Source organism: Metallosphaera cuprina Ar-4, assembly GCF_000204925.1.
GTDB lineage: Archaea > Thermoproteota > Thermoprotei_A > Sulfolobales > Sulfolobaceae > Metallosphaera > Metallosphaera cuprina.
In genome coordinates this window covers 1,047,438-1,072,975 of the sequence record NC_015435.1, presented here as the reverse complement: position 1 = coordinate 1,072,975, position 25,538 = coordinate 1,047,438, and the positions used below count along the sequence as shown (strand labels likewise).

Below are 25,538 nucleotides of genomic sequence, written 5' to 3'. Positions count from 1 at the left end.
TATATTGTTATAAACTTATACTTAGAATGTTTCAATATAAAACAGGTTTCATATAAACAACTAATTATAGTTTACGTTCTAAAAATTATGACTGAGAAATCTGTAAAGGGTGGAGAGATAATAGCTAGACTGGATAGGATTCCAATTTGGTCTCTCTCATATATTTTTATTGGAATACTTGGTGTAGGATTTCTCTTCACTTTCTTCGATATATTCGATATAAACGTTTCTTTCATTCAGACGGCGGTGACGCTCTTTCACGTGAGCGGACCTTCCTCACCTGAGATCGGGATTTTGTTGGGTCCCGTAGTTCTCCTGAACCTGATAGGGTACATCGTGGGTTCACTTCGTCTCTCTCCGCTTTCCGATAGGATAGGTAGGAGGAACATGCTGATGATAACCATGGCGATAACGGGTCTGGGTAGCCTGTACAACGCCTTATCTAACGATTACCTTAACTACTTGTTAGCCAGGATCGTCACCGGCATAGGAGTAGGAGCTGATCTAGCTATTGTGAACACTTACATTGGTGAGGTCGCTCCCACGAACGGGAGGGCAAAGTACACTAGCTTGGTCTTCCTCTTCTCAACCCTTGGGGCCGGACTAGGTTTGTGGTTAGGTCTGCTCCTGACCACACCCCCCTCTCCCTTCCCGCTTGGATTGCCCTTCGCACTAGGTGGCTCAGGTATCTTCGCTACCGACGGGTGGAGAGTTATGTATGGAATAGGTGCGCTGTTGGCTCTAATAGGACTTCTACTCAGGTTAAACTTGCCTGAGTCCCCTAGGTGGTTAATCTCAAGAGAGAGGTTATCCGAAGCTGAGAAAGTGGTCTCAGAAATGGAAGGGAGAGCTTCAAGGAAGCTTAAGTCTTTACCTCCACTTCCGTCACTGATTCCACCTTACGTGACAGACAAGATCTCTTACGTTGAGTCTCTAAAGGCCGTCCTCTTAGACAAGAGGTACGCAAGGAGGTTGGCCGTCCTCGTTCCTATGTGGTTTTTCGGTTACATGACTGTTTACGTTCTGGCCGCAGGTTTGACTACAATATTAGCTTCCCTTGGGTACCCTCCTCCTGAGGCGGGGATAATCGCCTCGTTCGGAGATATAGGTTTCATTCTATGCGCGGTCACAATAATCTTGGCTGGAGATAAGTTGGAGAGAAGCAGGTGGACCGTGATTTCAGTCCTATTTACCGTGATAGGTGGTATCATCATAGCCTTAGCTAGGACAAATTTTCCTCTGTCCTTCCTAGGGTCCTCAGTCTTATTTTACGGTTTCAACTTGTGGGTACCAGTTTCGTACGCTTGGAGCGCTGAGAGCTTTCCTACCAGGGCCAGAGCTACAGGCTTCGCCCTATCTGATGGGTTGGGTCACATAGGAGGAGGCATAGGAACGGTTGTCATAGCGTCGCTAATAGCCTCTTTAGTATCAAGTGGGGTAACGACAGGTCTTGCGATAGAGGTATTCCTTCTTATAGCGCTGTTTCAGATCGTCTCCGCTGTCATAGCGGTTTCCTTAGGGCATAAGACAACGAATAGGAGGCTGGACGAGATCTCACCTTGAGTGGGAAAATGGAGAGCTCAGAAAGTTTGAGATATTCGATGAGGAGATTCCCCTTAGGGGTTGTCGTTGTGACTACAACCTGGGGGGAGAGACCCGTAGGAATGACCGTCAACACTTTCAACTCAGTTTCCCTGAATCCTCCCACCGTTATGTTTATTGCAGATAAGAGTAAAGGAAACGACGTACCCTTCAGGGAGAGTAAAAAATTCGCTGTCAACTTCGTAGACTCCGAGGAGATACTAAGAGTGTTCTCCATCACACCCGTGCAGAAGAGGTTTGAAGTAGTAAAGTATAGGGAAGAGGAAGGGATCCCAGTGTTGATCGACTCTTACGCTTACATAAAGGCCATGAGGAGGGAGGTTATAGACGTTGAAGATCACGCCATTATCGTCGGTGAAGTCCTTGAGGTCAAGACAATAAGGGAGGCTAAACCTCTGGTTTACTACATGAGTGAATATAGGGAACTCTGTCTTTAATAGCTAGCTTTAACCTGTTTCATGAAAACCTAATAAAATTCGTAAATTAGCATAATTTAATGAACAACTTAAACGTTTTAAGACTATCTCACCTCTGCGTGAGGGTTACTAACCTAGAGGCGGCTGAGGAATTTTACGTTAACGTGCTGGGCTTCTCACTGACTGAGAAAGATGGAGATCACCTCTACCTTAAGGGCATTGAAGAGGGTCAACATCACAGTTTAGTTTTGAAGAAGGCCAGCTCTCCAGGCCTTTGTTACGTAGGGTTTAGAGTTAGAAACGTAGAGGACGTAAAGCTCTTAGACAGGGTACAAAAGTTTAATGAGAAGGGAGTGAACGAGGCCTACCTCACGCAATCCCCAAACGGGATACCTTTACTCTTCTACGAGGAAATGGAGTACGTTGGCGACGTGAGGTTAAAGTTTAACCTTCACAAGGGAAGCTCACCAGTGAGATTAGCTCACGTCAACTTTATGGTCAAGAACTTGGAGAAAGAGGAGAGGTTCTTTAAGGAACAAGGTTTCGTTGAGACCGAGCGTTTCCTCAACAAGGACGGGAAGAAGACGGTCACATGGCTCACAAAGAGAGGTAACTCCCATGAGGTGGCACTCGCCGAGTCTGAAAAGAACGTTCCTGGTTTTCATCATGAGACCTATTACGTTCACGATTTGAGGGACGTAGTAAGAGTTGCCGACTTACTCTCCTCGTTGGGGTACTGGGACAGCATAGAGAGGGGACCGGGAAGGCACGGGGCGAGTGAAGGATACTACATTTACATCAGGGATTTGGATAAGAACAGGCTGGAGTTCTTCAACAGCGACTACGAGGTCCTGGACTTGGACAAGTGGAGGCCTGTTGTGTGGACTCAAGAGCAGTACAGGTTCAGGAGCGACTTCTGGGGTAGACCGATACCTGAGTCCTGGCTTAACGAATGGATGCCAGTAGAGGACCTTAACGGTGAGATGGTGAGGTGGGAAAACGATTAGGCGAGGAAAGGATTACATAGAGAGCATCAGGGCGAACCCACCCGTCACTTACTATGAAGGGGAAGCTGTGACAGACGTTATCAATCACCCCGCGTATAAAATCCCCGTGAAGACGGTTGCCAGCTATTACGATCTTCACTGGAAAGAGGAGTACAAGTCCTTGAGGGCCTACAACAGGGATGTAGGTGAGGAGACTAGCATAACGCTCGTGAGACCTAGAAGTAAGGAGGAGTTGCTAAGGCTTGGAGAGGCCCTAGTGAAGATATACGAATATTATAGAGGCTTCTTCGGAAGGAGCCCGGACTACATGAACTTATGGACTATGGTGTTCTTCGCTCACGCTGAGGATTACTTCGGGAAGAACTTCGGTTCTAAATTCATGGAAAACGCGATGGAGATATATAGAGAGTCAACGAAAAGGGATCACTTTTACACTCACGCCATTGTAGCCCCCATGTATGACAGATCGAGACCCCCTTCGCAATGGGAGGACCCTTACATTCAAATCGGTGTTACGGAGGAGAGGCAGGATGGGGTCGTAGTTAGGGGGGCAGCTATGATTTGCACGGCTGGGCCTTACGCTGAGATGTTATGGTATCTTCCAAACATGAGGAGGGATTCAGATCCCAGATACGCAATCTACTTCTCTATTCCAACTACTAGCAAAGGAGTTAGGTTCATCTCTAGGAGAGGGTTCCAACCAAGAGAGGGAGGAGAGTTCGAGTACCCTATCTCGTCTAAATGGGAGGAGTCAGACTCCATTCTGGTCCTAGATAACGTACTAGTACCTTGGGATAGGATAATATTCTATAAGAAACCTGAACTTATTGAAGACCTGATGTGGCACACAGTGGGCCTGAGAGGGTGGTTCAATTGGCACTTCATGATTCAACACTACGCAAGGCTCAAGTTCCTCGCCGGTTTAGCGATGACCGTGACGGAGGCCGCTAACACCAACACCTTCATCAACGTTCAAGAGAAGATAGGGGAGATTCTCATTTACCTCGCAATGAACGAGGCAGCGCTCTACGGCTCGGTGGCCAGGGCTCAGGAGCTTCCAAACATCGTCAGGCCAGATCCTTACATTTCAATATCCGCCAGTCACTTCAACATGAAGGCAGTGCCTAGAGCGAACGAAATCCTCAGACTAATAACGGCCGGATCGTCTATACCGATTCCAGCAGGAGCGAAGGACTTCACGAACCCTGAGGAGAGGGCCTACCTAGATAAGTATATGGCAATGAAGGGTTTGGATGCCCTAGAGAGAGTGAAGACTTTCAACCTATTGTGGGACGTGATAGGATCTGAGGTTGGAATGAGATACGAGCAATACGATAGGTTCAGTAGGGGCGATCCAACAATTAGGTGGGCCCAGACCTACACTGAGGTATTTAAAGATAGAAAAGGCGAGTTCGTGAGGTTGGTGAAGGAAATATTGGATCAGATGCCCAACCCCCGATCTTGAACGACGTAAGGCTTTCTATGACAACTCAATTCGCTCTAAGTCTTTCTGAGGTCTTGGCGTAAAACAGATCTCAACGCTAAAAATTTAGGGCGTTAAGTCACATATTTTACATATATCTCCAGTTATGATAATGAAAAATAAAGTTTATATCTAAGATGTGAACATGATCCCTATGGCCAACTTTCAAGAGAGACAAGGGTTGAGTGAGCTACAGTCTGGCTTGATCTACGAGATCGTTTCCTCGTTGATTGGGGCTGTAGGTGCCCTATTACTTTCATTTTTCTTTTTAGGAGGATTGCTAGGTATTGCAATAGGCTTTTTAGTTCTACTAGCCGCTTTAGTCTTAGCTATACTAGCTTTAGTGAGGCTCTATGGCGGTTTCTCTAAGCTTGAACCGTACGTCCAAAACATGGAGCTAGGTAAAATAGGCGCGATTTTGGCTGTGATCCCCTTTGTAGATTTCGTAGGGTGGATATTGATAGGGATATCACTATATTTCTTGGGAGAGAAATACGGTAACGATACCCTAAAGATAGGCGGAATAATAACCGCCATACCTATCATAAACTTCATTGGGTTGATCCTCTCATACTCAGCCTTAAATCATATAGCCAATTATTATCCCACTCCGTCAACGTCGGGAGCATCTCAGGGACAGGGCCAATATCAGCAGAGCTATTACCCTCCAAGTCCACCTACCCCTCAAGTCTATCAAGTCGGTCAAGGAACCTTAAGAGGAAACGTTGCTACCTTCACGCTCTACTCGACAGATCAATTGATTATCAGGAGGATAGCTCTCGAGGGGACCGACGTTTATGCGGTCTCTTTCTACCCGTCTCAAATCAATAGAGGTAATAACAACCTGACGGTAACCCTCTCGAGCGTCCCAGTTAACGCTATCCAAGGAGCGCTGTATAAACTGAAGATTGAATTTGACAACAACTTGACACTATTTGTTAACTTAATATACAGTCCAAGTTAAGCCCATTAGGCTATGCTGAACCCACTTGAGACAGAGATCACCTCACTGGGATCCCCTCCTTAATTCTCGTTGCTAAGATCACAACAGATAAGATAGAGAACATAGAGGTAATGAAAGAGAACTGAAACGCTTGAATCGAAGGGATGAAAGTGAAGAGCGGAACGTTACCTACGAAACCTAAGAAAAGTGGAAACTTAAAGGTATCCTGTAAGGACCCGCTGATGATAGGTCCTAAAGTGTTACCCATAAGTCTCATTGAGGTGTTGGTTCCAGTCATTGAGGCCATCCTCTCCCTAGAGGAGGAGGCTAAAAGTAAGGTTATCCTAGTGACGTTCATGCCTGAGATGAAGAAGAGCACCGAAACTAGGACACCCATTAAGAGCGGAATACTAACCTTTCCTACGACGAAAGAAAGAGCCGCCAACGTAGCTGCTGACGAGGTCGAGGAGAACGTTATGACCCTCTTATACCCTACCTTGTTGACTAAACTACCAAAGAGAGGTCCGCCCACTAGGAGAACGAGAGAGATGGGAGCCATGGTCTCCCCGGTTTCAAGTATGTTTAGCCCATACCCTACCGGCTTAGGTAGTTCAAACAGGAAGACAAGCGATTGAAAGGTGAGGAATAGTCCGAAGCCCGTTATGAAGGACGAAATTAAGGGAACAGCTACGTTAGGATTTCTGAGGTCCTCAGGGTTTATCAGCGGACTCCGAACCTTCCTAATGTGAGAGGAGAATATAACGAGGAAAGAGATCCCAGCAAACAGGAGAGAGATGAAACCTGGTGAGGTCCAACCCCAGATAGGAGCTTCTGTGAACCCCACTCCGATAAGCAGGAACCCTATGGCTAGAAGGACTATTCCTATTGAGTCTATATCCTTCACAACGGAGGGCTTGGAACTAGGGAGGACTATCCAGGCTAAGGCCAAAGCGAGCAGTAGAAACGGGATAGCGGTTACGTAGGCGAACTGCCAGGAAAAGTATTGAGATACGAAGCTACCTATAGGGATTGAGATGGCCGCCCCTACCGCGAACGTAGAGGCTATTATACCCTGAGCCACAGGTAGTTCCTTATCGCTCAACCTCTCCCTTATGATAGTGTAGGCCAACGGGTTTATGCTCAATCCTATTCCCTGAACCGCCCTTGAGATTAGTAAGATAACGAAGTTTGGCGATAGCGAGGTCAACCCAACTGACACGAGGTATACCGCTAAGATCGTGAGGAGAACCTTCTTCCTACCTGCGGAGTCAGCTATCCTTCCAACGAAGGGGGCCAAGGTCATCCCAGAGAGCGTCTCCGAGGAAAGTATCCAGGATCCCTGGGAGGAAGAAACGTTAAATTCGCTCTCTATCTTTGGGAGGGAAGGTAGAACTACCATCTCAACGTACATGGTCATAACGGAGATGAACGCCAATATGGGAACGTACTTCCAGAACTCTCTGTCCATAAAAGATATATCTATAATCAAAGATATATCTATGATCCCAACACGTTAGAGCGTTTCATTTGGTTTGAATCGAGCTAGGATCTTCATACGGTTAGGAAGGTCCACCACATGGCGATGTGAGAACTGCGGTCCTTCATGATAGTAATTTCCTTTAAACGTAGGCCTAGGGTATCCTAGAACATCAGGGACGCGAGTGAAAGTCTCAATTGAGAGCCATATCGTTCAGCCCTTTACGATGGGAGTACCTAAGTCGTTTTTAAATTAGATAGAATCTCTTAAACTAGCTAAACCCTTCACGCTCTCTTGAACCTTTAAGTTTTTAATGAAAAAGGGTCCACTTTACCGAATCTGGGCTCCTTGTGGGCCCCACAGTCCTCCAGAGCTAGCGTTAAACCTCCGCTAGGTCTACAAAACTTATCAACCTCCTCTCATGTTACCTTGATAACTCATCGTGTTGAAAACAGCGCTTAGACTTCACATCTACGCTTCCATTTTTAAAGATGGACTTCTAAGCGTGTTTTGATATGGGGGCGTGTGGGCCTTCGATCAGCACAGTGAGACAGTCCTCATCGCTTCCTCGCGTCTTCGTGTCCATCATGGATCAAGGTTGAACTTTAAACGCTCTAGTTCTACGAAGGGGTTACAGAGGTCCCAGTCACTACACAACCTCCTCCTATTTAGAGGATCCTCTCTTAGACAGATCACTCGCCTTACCCTTTGATTTCCGCGAGCTTAAATCCCTCGTCGAGCTTCATCCGTCAGACGTGCCTTCCTCACCCAGTGGGATCAAGATTTTACTATAATTAAAATTATAAATATTATTTTATTAAATACTCCTTTATACGCTTTTAATAAAACGCTTATTATTTCAAATAAACACGAGAGCGGTCATGGTTTGGAAAAGAACCATAAGTTCAAAAGCCCTTGAGAAGGCAAGGTACGCCTCGGTTAAGGTAGAGGATAAGGTTATTTTCATAGCTAACGTGAACGGCACACTCTACGGTATTGACGCGGTCTGCTCTCACGCGAGGTGTATCTTAGGGGAGTTGAACGCGCAAGACTTGACTGTCAAGTGTTACTGCCATCACGCGGTCTTCGACCTTAGGACAGGTTCCATGATAGAGCCCCCCTACGTCGCAAAGGACGCTCCTAAAGAAAAGCTAGGGTTAAAGACTTACGCCGTTAAGGACAACAACGGTTGGATAGAGGTAGACGTGTGATTCGTTGATCTACCTCCTAAGTAAGGAGTAGAGGTCCTCAAGGAAAGCTTTTTTATTTAAATCTAAGACAACGTTTACGTTGGGTTCCCTTCCTAACACTCCAAGATAATCGATCACCGTCACTCCCCTGGTTGAGCAGTCGCAGTTCTCAACGTCTACGTAGAACTTCTCAACCCTCTTTGCAACCCTTTCATCTAAGGCCACGGCTGTAGTTATCAAGTCCGGGTGAGGGTTTCCTTTCATCTTCTGATAGGTCATAGCGAACTCCCTGTAGTGCTTATAGAACTTAACGTACATCTCGCTCAATTCGGTTTTAAGGCCCTTTATCTCCTCCCACTCCTCATTAATTGTAAACTGAGTTATGAGGTCCCACGCGACCATGGTTACGTCAAACCCAGAGTTGAACACTATCTTGGCCGCGTCAGGGTCTACCCAAACGTTGTACTCCGCCACAGGAGTTATGTTTCCGTGTCCGTTGATCGTACCTCCCATAACCCACACCTTCTTTATCTTCTCGACTACGGTCCTGTCCTTGAGGTAGGCCATGGCCAAGTTAGTCAAAGGTGAGATCGCCAAGAACTCTAACTCTCCAGGATATCTATCCGCAAGCTCGACGATGAGGTCAACAGCGTGTTTCCCCTCAGGTTTCAAGTTAGAGCTCAATGTAAGGTCTCCAATTCCGCCCTTCCCGTGTACGTTCTCCACAGTCTTAAAATCCTTAACTAGAGGTCTCTCCATACCTGGATAGACCTTTACCTCCTCTCCGAAAAATCTTTTAGAGAACTCTGAGGCCCATAAGGCGTTTTGGACCTCAACTGGGAACGAAACGTTACCCTCAACCACGGTTATAGCGTGTACTTTAACCTTGTTGTGAAGTAACATGAAAAGGCTGAATATGTCGTCCTCTGCAGTATCACAATCTATTATGAAGTTTCTCATAGGTTATCTCAAATCCGCACTGGGTTTAAGTTTGTCTGTATAAGAATGGGACAAAGCCCCAGTTCCAAAGAGGTCACAAAATACGTTCGCCTATCCCCTCACCTTTTGTGGTTGGAAGCAGAGCCTTAACTTCTCGTGAAGGAGTTAAGCGTGATCGAATAACCTGGGTTTAGTCATATCTCTTGAGAAGGCTTCAATCAACTCACGAACTTTTGTATCGCCACGGACGATGAACTCAAGAGATCCACAATGTCGCTCCAAAAGCAAGGACTTTAAGTCTCATTTATGGGCAGCCTCATGGATTCAGCCAAGGAGAGCTCTCCTTTATCGTCCTCTCGTGGTTGACAACCAGAAGGTCCCAAGCTAGGAGCTCATCTTAACGGTCCCGTCAAAAGTCTTGGGCTTTACATCCATAATTATTTATCTTAGGAATGACTTAATATTAGGATGAGCCTGAGACACGAGAGGAGATTGGCCCTAGTCACTGGAGGGGCTAGGGGGATAGGATACACCATAGCTCAGATGTTGGGTGAAAGAGGGTACAACGTCGCTATCGGGGACGTAAGAAACTACGATGAGGGAGCGGAGAGCCTAAGGAGGAAAGGGTTGAACGTTGTGGGCCTGCCTTTGGACGTCACTGACTGGGACTCGTGCGCAACGTTCGTCACCGAGTCGCTCAAAGCCTTCAATAGCGATCACGTTGACGTTTTGGTGAACAACGCCGGGGTTATAAGGGACTCGCTTTTCGTGAAGATGTCTAAGGAGGATTGGGATTTCGTAATAAAGGTCAACCTATACGGAGCTTTTAACATGACTAAACAGGTTGTGGAGACGATGATAAGGAGCGGACACGGGAGGATCATTAACATGTCCTCCTTAAGTTGGACGGGTAACATTGGTCAGGCCAACTATTCGGCAGCGAAGGCAGGGCTGATAGGCTTCACCAAGACGCTCTCCAAGGAACTCGGTAGGTACAACATCACGGTTAACGCTATAGCACCAGGTTTCATAGACACCCCCATGACCAGGTCTGTACCCGAAAAGGTAAGGGAGAAGTTCCTTCAGAGACTTTCCATCCCTAGAGTAGGCACGCCTGAAGACGTGGCCGGCCTCGTTGTGTTCTTGGCTTCAGACGAGGCCTCTTACATTACGGGTGAAGTGATAGGTGTGACGGGTGGACTCACTTTCTAGGTGAGAACGTGATCTTAGGTTTCTCGAGTTCAATCCACAAGAGGTACGAAGGGTCGACCTTCCGTCTCATGTCTGATACTGTGGATAAGGCCTTGGAGATGGCAGGACTCCAAAGGGATAACATAGACGGATTGATCGCCACTTTTCTCCCTGGCACTTTCGATGGCAACATAGCCCTTCACTTTTACACAAGTCAATTGGCTCAATATCTGGGTATCAGACCTAGGTTTTTAGACTACGTCGATTTCGGTGGAGCCTCAGCTTTAGCCATGCTCTACAGGGCAGAGAAGGCGATCGCGTCAGGGGACGCCGACAACGTCTTATTAATTGTAGGAGGGAAAGCCTCTCCAGTGAGGGAAAGGAAGGTAACGGCTGACTCTATAGATAGAGCTTATAAAGGGATTACCTTAACTCCCTTTGACGAGTACTTCAGGACATACGAGGACATGAACCCAGTCACGGACTACGCTCTAGTAGCAAAGAGACACTCCCACCTCTTCGGCACGTCTGACGAACAGAGGGCGGAGATAGCAGTGAAGCAGAGGTTCAACGCGTCAGGTAATCCAAGTGCAATTTACAAAGAGAGGATTGAGGTGAAGGACGTTATCTCTTCTAGGATAGTGAGCGATCCGCTGAGACTGCTGGAGATAGTTTACCCAGTTGACGGTTTTCACGTTTTCGTAGTAGGTAAGTCCGGGGGGAAATCTAACTTAAGACCTCTGAGGATAAAACATTTCGGTGAGGCGCACTGGCCAGACATGCCTCCTGAATTGCCGGACATAGTGTCAACGCCGGCGATAGAGAGCGCAAGGGGAGCTCGCCAAATGCTTGATAAGATCGATTGTTTTCAGCTTTACGATTCCTTTACGATTACCGTGCTTCTACAACTCGAAGACGTTGGGTTGACGGAGAAGGGGAAGGGAGGGAAGTTCGCCGAAGAGGTAGATTTCACCTATCAGGGGGAGATCCCCATAAACACTGGAGGAGGATCTCTTAACGTTGGACAGCCGGCATACATGAGCGGAGGGGTGATTTTAGAGGAGGCCTTAATTCAGCTGAACCGCATGGGAGAGGGAAGACAGGTTAAGGACGTGAATCAAGTGTTAATTAACGGAATAGGAGGATGGAACAGGGCACACTCGACCACTATGATCCTTGGTGAGTGAGATGGAGTCCTTTAGAGAGGGTAAAGTTCCTTACCTACACTGCTTAAATTGTAAAAGAAACTTCTTTTACCCGAGGGACAGGTGCCCCAACTGTCACTCATCTAGCCTTGAGGTTAGAGTGAGCTCAGGCAAGGGTAAGGTATTCTCAGTTACCGAATTTCAAGGAAAGGTTTACGCTATAATCGAGATGGAGGAGGGATTCAGGCTTTACGCTAACGTGTTAGATAAGGTCGAAATAGGGGAGGAAGTGATTGCGGTTAAAGGTGACGGCAGACCTAACTTTAAGAGAGTCTCTAAACCTTAGCTCCCTCTGCCTCACCTGAGATCTCGTCAACGCTTACGCCCTTTCCGGTCTCGTAGCCTTTGATGAACCACAGTACGGCAGCCACAGTTCCCACAGCCCACACCAAACCGTTAAACAGAGTGTATTGGGTTATACTTAAGTTACTAGTGAGGTATATAGTGGGGATGTAGGCCCCTATTGAAACGAACCTGGCTACCGCCGTTATGGTACCTCTCCTCAACGTAGGCCAGATCTCACTCTTGAGCGCGTCCTCAGTCAGGTAGGACACTCCAACGAACAGGTTGAGTAAGACCAGAAGGGAGTAAAAGAGCGAAAGACTCGAGCTCCAGAAAGGTATAGTACCCATGATCAGGAACGTCATCCCGGTCGCCCCCAAGAAAGAGACTAGGAGCAAGAGTTTCCTGCTGAGCACGTCAGCTAACAGACCGATCACGAACCCTACTGCCATCTCAGCAGCGTTAGCGACCAATATGATCAAGGCGGTTTGACTAGAGAAGTAGTAAGGTCCTAGGACGTAGGTCATCAACCCGTAACCTATAGTGTTGGCAGCGGCTATCAATATCACTACCATGAGCTTGAACCACATCGGGAGCGCTGGAACCCTAACCTTAGGTCTAAGCTCATCCTGGGATATAACCTTCACGTCGTTGAAGTACTTCCTTATCTCCCTCTCAGCGTCCTTAAACCTCCCCTGCTTCTCCAACCACCTCACCGATTCAGGTAGGTTTATCCTTGTGTAAACGAGAATCGCGAGAACTATGAGCACGGTAGCTCCAATCATCACCCTTTGGAAGAGAACGGATTGGTTCTGAACTAGATATCCTATCAGTCCTAGTACAAAACCTCCTATGTTGATGAAGTTCAGCTCCAGGAAGAACGCCTTGCTTCTATGTTTCCTAGGCATGATCTCGTGCGTTGCCACCATGATGGTGTTCATTTCTCCTCCTGCGGAGAAAAGCATCATAGCCAGGAAGACTAGTAGCATCAAGTAGGTGTAGCTGAACATGAGTCCAATGGCTCCAACGCCGTATAGAGCCATCGTGAGGTAAAACATTGTTTTCCTTCCCAGCTTGTCAGAGAGGGGACCAGTCACTATTATACCTATTATTAACCATAACGGTGCCCAACTTAGGAGAACGCTAGTTAGAAACTTAGGAATGGATACCCAACCGGTGGCAATTGAGGCCATACCGAAAATGTAGGCCTCAAGGAAGAACCCGGCTGAAAAAGCTATAAAGGCATAGGTATGGACCTTGGACCAAGAAAATTTATCCAGGTCTTTACTAAAGGGGTTTGAATCCACAAGTGAATTTTGTGCATACCTATTTAAATCTTAACGCTTCTAAGTTAAAGACTTTCCAGGTTTGAGCCTTGAGGTTTTGTCAAGTCCTTCGATACACTAAGCCATTCGTTTGAACCCTCCTAGCAGGATGTGGGTGAGTGAAGAAAAGGTCCGTTGAGAGACTCACCTTCTTATTTAACCAAGATTAAGCAAGAGATAGGGATCCTCCTCTAACTTCACAGGCGTAGCGGTCACGATTATTCCAGTGAAAGGGTCAAGCTTTTGTTTTGCACATAAATCTCAATTTTAGCTAACGCAGTCGTGAGCGCTTTTTACCCTTCGCCTAGGACTATAAACGAGTTGTAATCAGCGTAGAGCTCCCTCAATCTGTTAAACCACAAGACGAATATCTTTAGCGTAAAGGTCGCGGCTAACAGTACGATTCCTAGAGTTAGGAGAAAAGTCGCAAGGAGAAGGTGAAATTGGTCCGCTGCTATTGTTATTGCCAGGACACCTAGGTTTATTGGTATAGTGCTTATGTATCCCAGGGCTGTGGGGATAAGGACCAGTGTGGTTCCTATCTCTACGTCCTCATGTTTTATGTGACCTATTTCATGGGCTGAAACTGCGGACAGCTCCTCCTTGGTTAACACCTTAAATAACGGTACCGTTATTCAAATTCTTCTCTCACTTACGCTGTTCCCATAGGCGAAGGCATTGGGATAGGGGGCGTCAATCAGGAAAACCCTGGGGGGTATACCTGAAACCCTTGATATATCTGAAACTATATTTGCTACCCATCCGTATTCGGCGTCATATGGGCTAACCTCGTGAGCCTTTTTCCTAATAACGTAAGGGGAAACGAGCCACTGAATCAGCCAAAACGTCACCAGGAGGGGAAGGACGGAAATTAGAGGGATCTTAAAGATAGAGTCCAAAACGATCACTATAATCCCCTACGGATGGTAAGGTGAGGACTAGGGCTAACGTCATGTGAAGAGTAAGTTTCAGTTTTACGTCCATCATAGCCTTCACTCACTTTATGTGTTTAAGTACGGCGTAGCCGTTTACATTCTGACTACGTCAGAGCTCAAACTCTGATATTAAAAACCTTATTATCCATAATGGAGATTGGGATAGTGATGATCCTTTACGAATACAACGATAAGAAGTTTTACATACCCGACAACCTGAAGGTAGTTCAGCTCCCAATAATAAGCGTAAATAAGAGCGTTACTAACATATTAGGAGTGGTGCTGGACTCCCCTGTTATAATCCCAGCGAAATCACAAACTTCCTTCTTCGTTGAGATCCCTCTTGATATAGGTGTGTTCGCGACGGATGGTAAGAACTACAGACTTTTGTTCACAGTGGAGAGGTTTCCTAAGAAGTACTCACTCTACGGTTCGATAAAGAGCGGTTTCGTCTATAGGTATTGGACGTCCAGGGTCTACGATAGGATCACGTCAACTGAGAACGATAGGGCTTTAACGAAGGTTGAGATCGTTAACGATTCGGAGAGCATTGGAGATATAAAGACCATAATATTCAACACCTCCTTTTACTCCCTGTTCAGCAAAGACGGGGCCGTTTATGGAGAACTGATTAAAATGGAAAGGATAAAGAAAGGACTCGCTTTAGTGAAACACACGAATAAGCCCTCAGTTGAGGGGGCTAAACTTTACGATCACACTCCTCTTACGGCTTTCACAAGGCAATTAGAGCTTTCAGAAGGAACTTAATGGTGAGATCAGTGAACTACCTACTTTATCTAGAAGCCCTTGTTATAGTGATCTCCTCTATACTGATCGCTAGGGTCCTATCCGTGCTAGTTAGGAGAAGACTTCACGGAGAGCTACCAGCTCACACCACTCAGAGCATAAGTAAGGCAATATACTACATTGTGATCGCAATAGGCCTAGCCACCGCAGTGGGGATTGCTGGGATAGACGTGACGAGCCTGTTGATAGCGGGTGGAGTGGTGAGCATAATCTTAGGTTTAGCGCTCCAAAGCACGCTCTCAAACTTCTTCGCAGGCTTACTCATAGCCGTAGAGAGACCGTTCAAAGTCGGTGACTGGATAAGGTATCAAGATAATGTGGGGTTGGTCACGGACATAGGAATAATGTCAACTACGATATATACATGGGAGGGACAGTTCATCAGGGTTCCTAACAACCTAGTGTTTACGTCACTATTGACTAACTTCTCTAGATCTATCGTGAGGTTAGTTAGAGTGCAGTTCACTGTCTTTCAAGAGAATGACATTACTAAGGTAGTCCAATCTGTGACAGATAAGCTTAACCAACAGTGGTTCGTCTTGGTTGAGCCAAAGGTAGTCGTTTTCCCAGTATCGTTCTCTGAAAACGGTGTGACGTTGGAGGCGAGAGCCTGGACCTCTCAAAACACCTGGTTCGATTTATTCAGTAACATGCCTAAGCTCATAGATGAGGCGTTGAAGGAGATCAACGTTAAGTACGCGTATAAGAAGCTTATCCTTGAGTCCCAACCTAAAACTTAATTTAATTTCTAAACGTTCCTAAATCGAACTTTTAAGATAAAATAAGTTTTACAGAATCATGAATGAGATATACGTTGCGCTCTTCAACATATCCCTCTTCATCCTGTTGGCGGAAGTAGTTAGAGCGTTCCTGTCTAGGTATAACCTCCCTCAATTAGTGGGAGAGATCCTCGTAGGGATCTTAGTAAGTTTCTTAGCTCTGGTAATAAACCCAGTTCTAGGTTACTCATTAATCGGATTGAACGACTTCGTCATCTTCATTGCCGAATTTTCAATACTTCTTTTAATCTTCACGTCAGGAATGGAGCACGGGATCGCCCCGATAAAGTCTTCTGGGCTCTTTGGCTTCTTGGGAGCTACGTTAGGCGCTCTCTTCCCCTTTTTCGCCGGGTACATGATCTACTCTAAAAGCCTAGGTGAGAGCTCAGCTCTTTTTATAGGTACTTCTTTAGGTGCCACCAGCCTCGCTGCCTTGATCTCGATTATCGAGACGGAGAAGCTTAAGGGAGGGCCAATAGATTTCCTCTTCTCGTCTGCAGCTGTGGACGACGTTGTAGACTTCCTTTTGCTTTCGACCGTTTTGACCGTAGTTCAAGGGGAAAAGCTTACTTTATTTCAGTTTGGGTTTAAGATAGCTACTTTAGTTCTAATCTGGGTTATAATCCTGTTGGCTTCACTTTACTTTGTCCCTAGGATATCAAACAGAGTAAGCGAGAACTATCTGATAGAGTTCTCGTTCGTGGTTCTCTTCGGGTTGGTCCTGTTGATGATCTCGTTAGGTTACGCGCCAATTATAGCGGCGTTCGTTGCTGGAGTGGCCTTTGCGGAGAGTTACAAGACTGAGAAGATAAAGGAAATAAATAACGTTCTGTTAGGAGTTTTCGGTTCTATATTCTTCGTAACTGTCGGGGCTGAGGTAAACCTTCATGAGCTCAACGTGGGGGTCCTTTTGCTGTCACTGGAGCTGACCGCAATAGCCTTCATCTTCAAGTGGTTAGGAGTCTTCCCGTTCGCCTACGCCAAGTTTAAGGACTTCAAGAAGGCCAACTTCGTTGCGATAGGGATGACCCCTAGAGGAGAGACCGGTTTGGTCATAGCGTCCATAGGCATATCGATGGGCGTGATCAACAATGAGGAGTTCGGAAGTCTCGTTTTCATGGCAATACTCACCACTTTGATAGGAAGCGTAGCGTTCAAGTACCTAACGAAGAGGGTAAACCTTAACTGACTGTACCTCACTTAGTTTCATCTTTCAATTACTTTCCTTACGTTCTTCTCGAAGGGAGGGTAGATAACCCCTTTTTCCGTTATCAGGGCAGTAACGTACTTAGGAGGCGTTACGTCAAAGACGGGGTTGTAGACGTTAACTCCTTCAGGGGCTATAGGGACCCCCCTCACTGTTCTGACCTCGTTGGGGTCCCTCTCCTCAATGATCACGTCTTCGGCCCTGCTTTTCAAGTCAAACGTCGTGACGGGGGCCAAAACGTAGAAGGGTATTCCCAACTCGTGAGCTATGACGGCCTCCTTGAAAGTCCCTATCTTGTTGTAAACGTGTCCGTCCTGTAATATCCTGTCAGCTCCTACCATCACGCTGTTAACCATCCTTTGGTACATGACTAACCCGACAGCCGTGTCGGATATCAAAGTAACCGGTACCCCATCCGTCATTAGCTCGTATACGGTTAGCCTGCTCCCTTGAAGCCAAGGCCTAGTTTCAGGAGCTATTACTGAGACTTTTATACCTAAAGCGTGAGCTATCTTAACTGGAGCCAAAGCTGTACCCAAACCGGTTCCCGTAGCTAACCCTCCAGCGTTGCATTGAGTTAAAACCGTATCCCCATCACTTATCTTATCTAACCCGTACAGTCCCATCTGAAGCTCAGCTTCTAGCTCCTCATTGTATATCCTCTTAGCCTCAGCCTCTAGGGAGCTCCATAATTCCCTCGTGTTCCTTACTTCCCCCTTCTCCACGAGAGCTCTCGCTGTGGAGAGCATGTGAGAAGTGGCCCAACTCAAGTTAACGGCGGTCGGCCTGGCGTTATCCAGGATGGGTTTGGCTCTGCTCAAAGCAACTAACGCCTGGTTTAAGTTACTCTCGTTCTTTATCGCTAAGACCATGGCGAAGGATGCGGTTATCCCGATAGCTGGAGCGCCTCTAACCTTCATGGTCCTTATAGCAGCTGCCACCTCATCAGGTGAGCTTAAGGTAACGAAAGCCGTCTCGAACGGCAGGGCTGACTGATCGAGAAGAGTTAGCTTACCCTCTTCGTTCCAAATTATGGGCTTGAGTTTAGGCTTGAAGATCTCCTTGAGGTCCTTAACGGAGGGCTTCATATCATAGAGCTCTTACTGACGATAAAAAGGTTAACTTACAAGCGTCTAGACGAACGTTGATGCGTTCCTTCCGTGTATTTAGACGTTTTCACGACATTGAACGTGAAATTAAACCTTCTCAAATATCTAAAAAGTGAAAAGCTTAAGTTGAACGCTAGCACGCTCAGGTGACCAGCCGTTCGTTTAAGACATTGAACGTGAAATTAAACCTTCTCAAATATCTAAAAAGTGAAAAGCTTAAGTTTAATATTGAAGTTGTTTCAAACTAGGTAACTTTAATAATAGAGAGGGGCTTTCCTACTTATGTCGTCAAAAGATCCCTCAACTACAGAGGAGGAGTTAGATCGGGATGAAAAGATGAAGGCAATAGGTAACGTTCTAGCTACTGAGGTGGAAACGTTAAATTCTCACTTACAGCAAAACGAACTCATTAAGGATCCCCAGCTGAAGAGGATTCATGATAAGATAACCCGAGAGAAGATAACTCAACTTGAAGAGCTCTTAAGGACGCTCGGTAAACTCTCACGGGACTCAAATCAAATTGAGATAAACTTGAGGGAAGAGTATGGATCACGTGAAAGAACTCATAAGAACTTAACGCTTGGACTCCCGACCCCTCTCAAGTTAGTTGAGTATTCAGGTTGGGATTGGGATCCCATAGGACCGCTGATGGAAAGCGTCAATTCGAACCGAGTTGTATTTGAGTTAGGCAGCATAGTTAGCTCAAGCTCCACCACCATCTCCTTATCTGAAGTCTCAATTGGAGAGAGCGTTGTCCAAACCAAGGTCTTGAGCACAGCCGAAATTCCTTACGTATCTCTAGAGGTCAAGTTTAATTCTGGCCATTTATCTGAGATGCGAAGGGTGGCGACCATTGCCGGTAAGACTTTCACCGACCTTGAAAACAACCTACTGTTAAAAGGCCATCCGTTTTCCATATATAAGTTAGGAACTGAGATAACCGGAGTGGACTGGTCACAGCCGGGGAACGTTTTGAACGACGTTGTAAGAGGTTACGAGGTCCTCGCAAGCGGGGGGTTCGAAAAGGATATTTCGATCTTGATGTCTCCATCAACGTTCTCTAAGACGTTCAGGGTGGTCGATAGGACAGGTACTTACGAGATAGAGATGATAAAAGAGATAGGCAAAGTTATAGCAACGAACGCAGTGGGCGATAGGGAGATCGTGCTCCTGAGCAAGAGAGGATTCGAAATCGTGGTGAACACATCTCTGAGTATAGAGCATATCGGTAAGGAAAGGAACTACCATGTCTACTTATTGTCTGAGCAGTTGGCCCCTAGATTGGTTGACAAGTCAGCAGCTTGCGTAATAAGGAGTTAACCGAAGATAGCGGTCAACGCTCCGCTCAAAACGGCCAGCAGTCCTAAAGTCAAGATCAGCGTTAGTATCCTCTTACTTTTAGCGAACTTTAAGAGCCCATCAATCAGCAATAGACTAATTAACGTCGCTACGGCAATCGAGGTTATCAACCCGCCTAAATCGATCAAGTGGAGGGCCTGTATAACCTCACTTTTGCTGAAGAGTATCGTCACAGCTATCGCTCCTAGGGCCGCAGGGATCAAAGAGAGGAAAGAGAGCTTGAACGAGTCGTCAGGCTTTACCCCTAGTAGGAGAAGGGACGAAGTTGTCATCCCTGATCTGCTCACACCCGGTAGGGCAGCCAACCCCTGAGCTATCCCAACTATGATCATGTCCTTTAGCGTTATGTCCCTCAACTCCCTTTGAGGTCTTCCCCTCCTTGAGAAGTAGATAACTACAGCGTCAGCTATCAACACAAGGCCGAGCATCGCCATTGGGATCCCTAAGGCTGGGGAGTTAACTAGCCTCTCGACGGCAACGAATATCGGAACCCCTATGAGACCAGTTATCACGGTGATAACGACCAAAGCCTTCAAAAGGAGGAGGTCCTCTTTAGTTCCTTTCCCGATCAACGCCTTAAGTATTCCCCATATGACTTTCCTAAAGTAAACGATCGCAGCGAATATCGTCCCTATTTCCATGAAGAGTCCGAAAGAGTAAGCTATACTGAACGGTATACCGAGGAGGAAAGTCGAGACTATCAAGATTTGAGTTTTGCTACTTATCGGGAGCCACTCACTTATCCCCTGAACTACGCCCAATATTATTCCTAAGATAAGGTAATCCATAGGGGGTTATAACTACGTCTCTTAGAAAAAGGTATCCTAAATAGATTAAATAGATTATATAGAGTTATATATATGACTAAAACGACTTTACCTTCTCCTCTCCAGGTAGATCCCCACCGCTATTATCACTACAAGTATCGGAATTAGCAAGAGTAGGCTAAACGAACCCGATCCGCCCGCCTCACTGGGAGATGAAATCGATCCGCTCGCCTCGCCGGAGTAGGCGTTAGCCTGAACGAAATATGAAGGGAGGGTGAACTCGCCTAACCCTTTAACCTTATAGATTTCATTGTAAATAGTGTAGTTATTGTTTACTGTAGCCACGTATCCGTAATGAATGGGGTATTGCAGCTTAAGAGGATAGGTCCAATTCTCAGGGGTTAGGATTATGGGTGCCCTAGGCTTGGTGAAGTTGAACGCGTTGATAATGGAGTTCGCTCCAAACTCTTCAACTATAGGGTTAAGATAAGGCAACCTCCAGTTGTAATCTATGAACGCGAGGATTGAGTAGTCCGAAGAGGTGTAGTTATCTACGAAACCTTCCTTAGCGTATGGAGAGATCAAGATAGTGGGTATCCTCTGACCTAACGTGAAGTAACCCGGCATGACCTTAGAGATGGTAGGAGCGTTGGCCAACCCGTAGCCGTAAACTATTGGAGGGATTACCTGATCGAAATATCCTCCACCTTCATCAAAGGTGATGAATATAACCGTCGAGTTCCAATCTGGCCCCGTCATCACGGCGTTAATCACCTTGGTTAGCGCAATCATAGAGATCGTGGTGTTGAAAGGAGGGTGCATGTCAAGCCCAGGGACGTGAGTATCGTAACCGGCAGGACCGGTGAACATTACGAAAGAAACCGAAGGCAGGTCCCCTCTCTCTGCAGAATCTATGAAGTCAGTAAGATCTAGATAGTGAGAGTTCCACTGAGAGGAGTTAGTCAATAAGCTCACAGGTAACGGAGCCGTGTTGTTGTACCCTAGGTATAGATCAGGAGAGATCAGTTGAAAGTCTCTTGAGTAACCGTACTCGTACCAGTCCCAACTCACGTTGTACTTGGAAAGCTGGTACAAGATCGAGGAGTTGTAAGGTATCTCGTTGAATTGCGGTGAGTCGCTCTCCACTTGAGTTGGGTAACCCGTGATCATAGCTATCCTGTTAGGTACGGTTACGCTAAGCGTGGCGGAGAAGTAGTTATCGAAAAGCACGTATTCCTCAGCGTAGTCCCATAGGACAGGCACTTGCTCGTAAGAAACGTAAGCCAAGGACTGTGGACCGGAGCCGTTAACGAACCCGTTCATCTTCCCCCAGTTCCAATCCTCATGATAGTTGACGTAACCCTCAACTGGGTCCTTTAGCACCGTGGAGTTAGCGTAATAGGGATGGAGGACTCCATTTCCGTCAGGTAGTGAGATCCACGAGACGTTCCCCCTATCGTTAATGAGCTCTTGAAGAAGTGAAACGTTGTAGATGTAGTTTACAGGCCTCATTAAGGATAAGGTGATGTTGTTCTCTATTACAGGGTAACCGAACGGGTAGGTTCCGAACAAGCTGTCGAAAGCGTGATTCTCAAGCATTAGGATCACTACGTGCTTTATAGGGGTGGCAGTGTTTGAGCTCTCAGCGCTAAGCTGAACCGTGGATAGGACGGAGAGGATGAAAAGGAACGAAACTAACAAAGCCTTTAAGTTCATTTTTGCTCTGACAAACTCTTAGAATATAATTTTTAAGAATTCTCAATATAATTTTTATAAACTATATAGACTCTATATTAAAACATGATCTGCTTTAGGGTCACAGCTCAAAGGGTCAGCCTCTTGTTGAAGACGTTGAGGAACTTTTCGTACGCCTCCTTCGAATAGAGGACCACGAATACCTTCCTTATGCTCCTGGGCTTGAAATCGAGGAACGTGGACGCCATGACCTCAGCGCAAACCTCTAAAGGGAATCCGTATATCCCGGTTGATATTGCAGGTAGGGCTATAGAGTGGAGCCCCAACTCCTCCCCCTTCTCTAGAGATCTACGAATGGCGGAGGCTAGCTTATCCTCCCCTTCCTCTCCGAACCTAGGTCCCACAGCGTGAATGACGTACCTTGCCCTCAACGAACCCGCCGAGGTCACCGCGACCTCCCCCGTCGGAACCGGACCATGCCTCCTTACGTACTCATCGCTCTCCCTTTGAATGACGTGACCTCCTTTCCTCACTATCGCCAGGGCAACCCCTCCTCCGTGGGAGAGATAAGAGTTTGCGGCGTTCACTATGGCGTCGGCCTCCACCTCGGTTATGTCACCTTGAATCAAATTTACGTAATAGCCTAGGTTGTACGTTTTCACGAGGAGAGATCGATACGAAAAAATATTAACGTTTCGTTAGGTTGCTCAGTAAGTACGACCTCATCAACATCACTATGCCGACCATCTTTACGACGTCCCCAAATATGGATATATCCCCTAAATTGAAAAAGTAGAGAGGTAACCCGAACGTGAAGACCACCGCTCCCCAGAAGAAGAGGGAGGAGTAGAGCTTAGATATCTTGTTGGCCGTGAGGTAGATTGATATCCCAGCGATAGGTTCTAGCGTGTATCCTAGGACTATGATCTCAACTCCGAGGAAGGAGCGTTGGTAAGCTAAGATAAGACCGACGAGAGTTATAACCATTGCAGCGATCCCGAAGAAGTCAAGGATCCACCTTCTCTCCAGCTTGCTCCTGTGATATGACACGAGTGACGGTATCGCTAGTATCCACACCACGGTCATAATCGCTAGGAAGGTTCCAGACAAGGCGAAAGATATACCGTTTATCTCCAGAAGTACAAGTCCTGCTAGGATTATTAAGGACGCTATCAAGCTAACGAGATTACCTTTGAACAGGAACTTGGAGTCCATAATGATATGTCTCTTTAAAAGGAAATAAAGTAAGGTTAAACAGTGGTTTACACGTTTCACCCGAACCGTGAGGGTTTAACGTAAGTGAGGACGTTTCACTTCACGCTAAGTGAACCCTAATACGCTTTTAACCTTAAAGGGGGATTTTAATGTATGGAAAACAAACCGCTTATACTTGAGCTCGAATCCTTGTTCTCGGCGCTGTCTGACTACACTCGCCTGGAGATCGTCCTCCTCCTTTTGGAAAGGGAGGCCTCAGTTCAAGAGATCTCACTTTCCCTAAATAAGTCCCAATCGCTGATCTCGCACCACCTAGCTTGTCTAAGGAACTGCGGGGTGGTTGAGGTTAAGAAAAGGGGGAAGAACTCGATCTACTCGGTCACTAACGACGTTAAGGCCATATTAGATCAAGCTATATCTCACGTCAGTAAGCACAGCAAGCAGATATTGGCCTGCGACATAGTTAAGGAGGATATAAAGGAGAGGGAGGAAAGGGACCTCATGAGGTCACTTTAACGCTCTCCTCAAGGTCTTCCCTGTGTCAGTCCTCGGGATCTCATTTACAAATCTTATCTCTCTAGGTACCTTGTAAGGAGCTAGCTTAGTTCTGCAGAAACCTATTATCTCCTCCACGTTCGTCTTAAACCCCTCTTTCAACTTGACATACGCGATAACTGACTCCCCTCTGTACTCGTCCGGAGCACCAACTACAGCAGCGTCCTCTATCGCGGGGTGAAGAAGGAGGACCTCCTCCACCTCTCTGGGCATGACCTTGAACCCAGAAGTTACGATGACGTCCTTTTTCCTATCCAACACGTACACCCATCCGTTCCTCACCTCACCTACGTCTCCTGTGGGAAGCCACCCGTCCTTAAAGGGTTCCGAGTTGAGGTAACCTTTCACCACTTGCGGTCCTCTGACCAGCAGTTCGTCCTCAACCCTTATTTCGGTGTTATAAACTGGTATCCCTGAGCTCACGATCTCGTCCCCCGGAAGTTTACCGTCGTAGGGGTAGGGCCAAAGAGTTGCCGGGGAGGTCGTTTCGGTTAGTCCCCAGGCTACGTATATCCAAGTTCCGAACCTAGCTCTCCACTGCTCTTCTAAAGACCTGTGGACAGGCATCCCTCCAGAGGACCACAACCTCATGGACGAGAGATCTTGACCCGAGTAGGCCTTCAACATGGCCCTGTAAGCGGTGGCTACGATCATCGTTACTGTGGTTTTGCTCTCCTCGATTGACCTTAAGGCTGAGTTCGGATCGAACCTATAGGTCATAACTACGGTTGAGTTCGCCATAATTGATGACGTTAGGTGAAACACCTGTCCAGTGATGTGAAAGAAAGGAGAGACTCCCAACACTCTATCCTCCTCTGTGAACTTAAACCACCTGTTGTAAATTAACGAGGAGGAGTAGAGGTTAGCGTGAGTGATCGGTACTCCCTTAGGTCTCCCAGTAGTTCCTGAAGTGTACATAAGGACGGCAACGTCATTGGGAGAAGGTCTGCTCACCTCGCCACCTTCGCCCGAGTAGTCTAGCTCGTCCTCGCACTCTTTCACTTTCCACTCTATCGTGCCAAAGGTTTGCGGGTTCGTCCTAATCACGTTCAGACCTACAGGTGAGTTCGATTCGCAAGATAGGATAGCAAGCTTAGCATTAGAGTCCCTAGCAAGGAAAGTTAACTCCGTCTCAGAGTAGGACGGATTGACGGGGAGGACTACCCCTCCTTTACTCCAAATGGAGAGCTCCAAGATGAGGAACTGGGGTACGTTTTGAGTGGAGACCATTACCACATCCCCTTTCTCAATCGGCAACTGGTTTGAGACGCTCCTAGCCATCTCCCATAGTTTAGAGTAAGTCACGTTCGTTCCAAAGTACTCGATCGCCACGTTCTCAGGCTTAGCCCTCTCGATGAGGTCGATCATGGTTTCAGGTTTGAGAAGCTCTGGGAGGAACTGCCCCGAAACGTACATATTAAGCTTTTAAATTTTGGATTATTAAGCGTGTCACAGAATCATTGATCAGATAACGCAAAGTTCTTTTATTTTATATTTAACTTGATATGTTATATAAAAATTTTCCATTATATCTTTATCTACTCTGAACACTTTAAAACAAAAAGTTTAAGTTGTTGCAAATCATTATATTTAGCAGTGATCAAAGCTGTATAGAAAATTATTAGTTGGTTACGATGGGTCAAACCACTCTAAGAGGGCCCTGCATCACGCAATCGAGTTGGCCAAACATCACTCGTCGAAGGTAGTGGTAGTTGAGGCGTTAGATCCTGGAGAGTACGTCATAGAGGCTTACTACAAGGAGGACTTAAGGAAGAAGAGGGAGGTAATATCTTTACACACCGAGGAGATCAAGAGGATGGCTATAGAGTCTGGGATAAGCATTGAGTACAAGGTCGCAACTGGACCTCCGGAGGAGGTGATCACTAAGTTCGCTGAGGAGGAGGACGTTGACCTCATAGTCTTGGGAACAAGGGGTCATAAGGGATTCAAAAAGCTTATTTTGGGGAGCGTTAGCTCAGCCGTGGCTGAGAGGACAAAGAAGCCGGTGCTCGTAGTTAAGTGAGTGAAATCATTTAACGCAACGCTCTCA

The 25,538-nt window shown here is 46.6% G+C and carries 24 protein-coding genes and 1 pseudogene; 15 read left to right on the top strand and 10 right to left on the bottom strand.

Going from position 1 to position 25,538, the window contains the following annotated elements; genetic code table 11:
• Positions 1-87: 87 nt before the first annotated feature.
• From MCUP_RS05580 to MCUP_RS05560, 5 genes are all read left to right on the top strand, one after another.
• Complete coding sequence (locus MCUP_RS05580; protein WP_013737792.1) at positions 88-1,563, top strand: MFS transporter; 1,476 nt, start codon at positions 88-90, stop codon at positions 1,561-1,563.
• Positions 1,564-1,571: 8 nt separating this feature from the next.
• Complete coding sequence (locus tag MCUP_RS05575) at positions 1,572-2,039, top strand: flavin reductase family protein (protein WP_013737791.1); 468 nt, start codon at positions 1,572-1,574, stop codon at positions 2,037-2,039.
• Positions 2,040-2,098: 59 nt separating this feature from the next.
• Positions 2,099-3,025 carry a 3,4-dihydroxyphenylacetate 2,3-dioxygenase gene (gene hpaD / locus MCUP_RS05570; protein ID WP_013737790.1) on the top strand — a complete coding sequence of 309 codons (927 nt, stop codon included), beginning with the start codon at positions 2,099-2,101 and terminating at the stop codon, positions 3,023-3,025.
• On the top strand, positions 3,021-4,490 hold the full coding sequence (locus MCUP_RS05565; protein WP_048057525.1) for a 4-hydroxyphenylacetate 3-hydroxylase family protein: 1,470 nt from the start codon (positions 3,021-3,023) through the stop codon (positions 4,488-4,490). The genes hpaD and MCUP_RS05565 overlap by 5 nt, the downstream gene beginning before the upstream one ends.
• Before the next feature lie 172 nt (positions 4,491-4,662).
• Positions 4,663-5,472 carry a DUF973 family protein gene (locus tag MCUP_RS05560; protein WP_013737788.1) on the top strand — a complete coding sequence of 270 codons (810 nt, stop codon included), beginning with the start codon at positions 4,663-4,665 and terminating at the stop codon, positions 5,470-5,472.
• A gap of 37 nt (positions 5,473-5,509) precedes the next feature.
• On the opposite strand, the gene MCUP_RS05555 is transcribed toward MCUP_RS05560, so the two are convergent.
• Positions 5,510-6,919 carry an MFS transporter gene (locus tag MCUP_RS05555; RefSeq protein ID WP_013737787.1) on the bottom strand — a complete coding sequence of 470 codons (1,410 nt, stop codon included), beginning with the start codon at positions 6,917-6,919 and terminating at the stop codon, positions 5,510-5,512.
• Positions 6,920-7,809: 890 nt separating this feature from the next.
• On the opposite strand from MCUP_RS05555, the gene sdx reads away from it, so the two are divergent.
• Positions 7,810-8,139: a sulredoxin gene (sdx, locus tag MCUP_RS05550; protein WP_013737786.1), complete on the top strand. Its 330-nt coding sequence runs from the start codon at positions 7,810-7,812 to the stop codon at positions 8,137-8,139.
• Between the two features lie 9 nt (positions 8,140-8,148).
• Here the strand turns inward: sdx and MCUP_RS05545 are convergent, their stop codons facing one another.
• Positions 8,149-9,078: a nucleoside hydrolase gene (locus MCUP_RS05545; protein ID WP_013737785.1), complete on the bottom strand. Its 930-nt coding sequence runs from the start codon at positions 9,076-9,078 to the stop codon at positions 8,149-8,151.
• Positions 9,079-9,525: 447 nt separating this feature from the next.
• Between MCUP_RS05545 and MCUP_RS05540 the strand changes: the two genes are divergently transcribed.
• Genes MCUP_RS05540 through MCUP_RS05530 form a run of 3 tightly spaced genes read left to right on the top strand, consistent with a single transcriptional unit; the run spans position 9,526 to position 11,739 of the window.
• Positions 9,526-10,269: a beta-ketoacyl-ACP reductase gene (locus tag MCUP_RS05540; RefSeq protein ID WP_013737784.1), complete on the top strand. Its 744-nt coding sequence runs from the start codon at positions 9,526-9,528 to the stop codon at positions 10,267-10,269.
• A gap of 8 nt (positions 10,270-10,277) precedes the next feature.
• Entirely contained in the window at positions 10,278-11,435 is a 1,158-nt protein-coding gene (locus MCUP_RS05535) for a thiolase family protein (RefSeq protein WP_048057524.1), read from the top strand.
• Position 11,436: 1 nt separating this feature from the next.
• On the top strand, positions 11,437-11,739 hold the full coding sequence (locus MCUP_RS05530; RefSeq protein ID WP_013737782.1) for a Zn-ribbon domain-containing OB-fold protein: 303 nt from the start codon (positions 11,437-11,439) through the stop codon (positions 11,737-11,739).
• Here MCUP_RS05530 and MCUP_RS05525 read toward each other — a convergent pair.
• The gene (locus tag MCUP_RS05525; protein ID WP_083808572.1) at positions 11,729-13,042 is read right to left on the bottom strand and encodes an MFS transporter; all 1,314 of its coding nucleotides are present in this window, start codon (positions 13,040-13,042) and stop codon (positions 11,729-11,731) included. The genes MCUP_RS05530 and MCUP_RS05525 overlap by 11 nt on opposite strands.
• A gap of 79 nt (positions 13,043-13,121) precedes the next feature.
• Positions 13,122-14,044: pseudogene (locus tag MCUP_RS05520) on the bottom strand (M48 family metalloprotease).
• Positions 14,045-14,145: 101 nt separating this feature from the next.
• On the opposite strand from MCUP_RS05520, the gene MCUP_RS05515 reads away from it, so the two are divergent.
• Genes MCUP_RS05515 through MCUP_RS05505 form a run of 3 tightly spaced genes read left to right on the top strand, consistent with a single transcriptional unit; the run spans position 14,146 to position 16,770 of the window.
• Positions 14,146-14,763, top strand: a complete 618-nt coding sequence (locus MCUP_RS05515; protein ID WP_048057523.1) for a DUF432 domain-containing protein — start codon at positions 14,146-14,148, stop codon at positions 14,761-14,763.
• 11 nt (positions 14,764-14,774) lie between these two features.
• Positions 14,775-15,542 (top strand): mechanosensitive ion channel family protein, encoded by a 768-nt coding sequence (locus tag MCUP_RS05510; protein ID WP_013737777.1) that lies wholly within the window; start codon positions 14,775-14,777, stop codon positions 15,540-15,542.
• Positions 15,543-15,600: 58 nt separating this feature from the next.
• Positions 15,601-16,770 carry a cation:proton antiporter gene (locus tag MCUP_RS05505; RefSeq protein WP_013737776.1) on the top strand — a complete coding sequence of 390 codons (1,170 nt, stop codon included), beginning with the start codon at positions 15,601-15,603 and terminating at the stop codon, positions 16,768-16,770.
• A 17-nt stretch (positions 16,771-16,787) separates the two neighbouring features.
• Here the strand turns inward: MCUP_RS05505 and MCUP_RS05500 are convergent, their stop codons facing one another.
• Positions 16,788-17,876, bottom strand: a complete 1,089-nt coding sequence (locus tag MCUP_RS05500) for an S-methyl-5-thioribose-1-phosphate isomerase (protein WP_013737775.1) — start codon at positions 17,874-17,876, stop codon at positions 16,788-16,790.
• A gap of 303 nt (positions 17,877-18,179) precedes the next feature.
• Between MCUP_RS05500 and MCUP_RS05495 the strand changes: the two genes are divergently transcribed.
• A complete protein-coding gene (locus MCUP_RS05495) occupies positions 18,180-19,217 on the top strand; it encodes an encapsulin (RefSeq protein ID WP_013737774.1) in 1,038 nt (345 codons plus the stop codon).
• Here the strand turns inward: MCUP_RS05495 and MCUP_RS05490 are convergent.
• From MCUP_RS05490 to MCUP_RS05475, 4 genes are all read right to left on the bottom strand, one after another.
• A complete protein-coding gene (locus MCUP_RS05490; protein ID WP_013737773.1) occupies positions 19,214-20,044 on the bottom strand; it encodes an undecaprenyl-diphosphate phosphatase in 831 nt (276 codons plus the stop codon). The two genes, MCUP_RS05495 and MCUP_RS05490, sit on opposite strands and share 4 nt — an antisense overlap.
• A gap of 87 nt (positions 20,045-20,131) precedes the next feature.
• Positions 20,132-21,739, bottom strand: coding sequence for an alkaline phosphatase family protein (locus tag MCUP_RS05485; RefSeq protein WP_013737772.1), 1,608 nt, complete (start codon positions 21,737-21,739; stop codon positions 20,132-20,134).
• A 107-nt stretch (positions 21,740-21,846) separates the two neighbouring features.
• Positions 21,847-22,380, bottom strand: coding sequence for an ADP-ribose-binding protein (locus MCUP_RS05480; RefSeq protein ID WP_048057521.1), 534 nt, complete (start codon positions 22,378-22,380; stop codon positions 21,847-21,849).
• Positions 22,381-22,405: 25 nt separating this feature from the next.
• Positions 22,406-22,933: a hypothetical protein gene (locus MCUP_RS05475; protein WP_013737770.1), complete on the bottom strand. Its 528-nt coding sequence runs from the start codon at positions 22,931-22,933 to the stop codon at positions 22,406-22,408.
• A gap of 153 nt (positions 22,934-23,086) precedes the next feature.
• Here MCUP_RS05475 and MCUP_RS05470 point away from each other — a divergent pair, with 153 nt between their 5' ends.
• On the top strand, positions 23,087-23,449 hold the full coding sequence (locus tag MCUP_RS05470; protein WP_013737769.1) for an ArsR/SmtB family transcription factor: 363 nt from the start codon (positions 23,087-23,089) through the stop codon (positions 23,447-23,449).
• Here the strand turns inward: MCUP_RS05470 and MCUP_RS05465 are convergent.
• Positions 23,441-24,904, bottom strand: coding sequence for a class I adenylate-forming enzyme family protein (locus MCUP_RS05465; RefSeq protein ID WP_013737768.1), 1,464 nt, complete (start codon positions 24,902-24,904; stop codon positions 23,441-23,443). The genes MCUP_RS05470 and MCUP_RS05465 overlap by 9 nt on opposite strands.
• A 190-nt stretch (positions 24,905-25,094) precedes the next feature.
• Between MCUP_RS05465 and MCUP_RS05460 the strand changes: the two genes are divergently transcribed.
• Positions 25,095-25,511, top strand: coding sequence for a universal stress protein (locus MCUP_RS05460; protein ID WP_048057520.1), 417 nt, complete (start codon positions 25,095-25,097; stop codon positions 25,509-25,511).
• Positions 25,512-25,538: the final 27 nt, after the last annotated feature.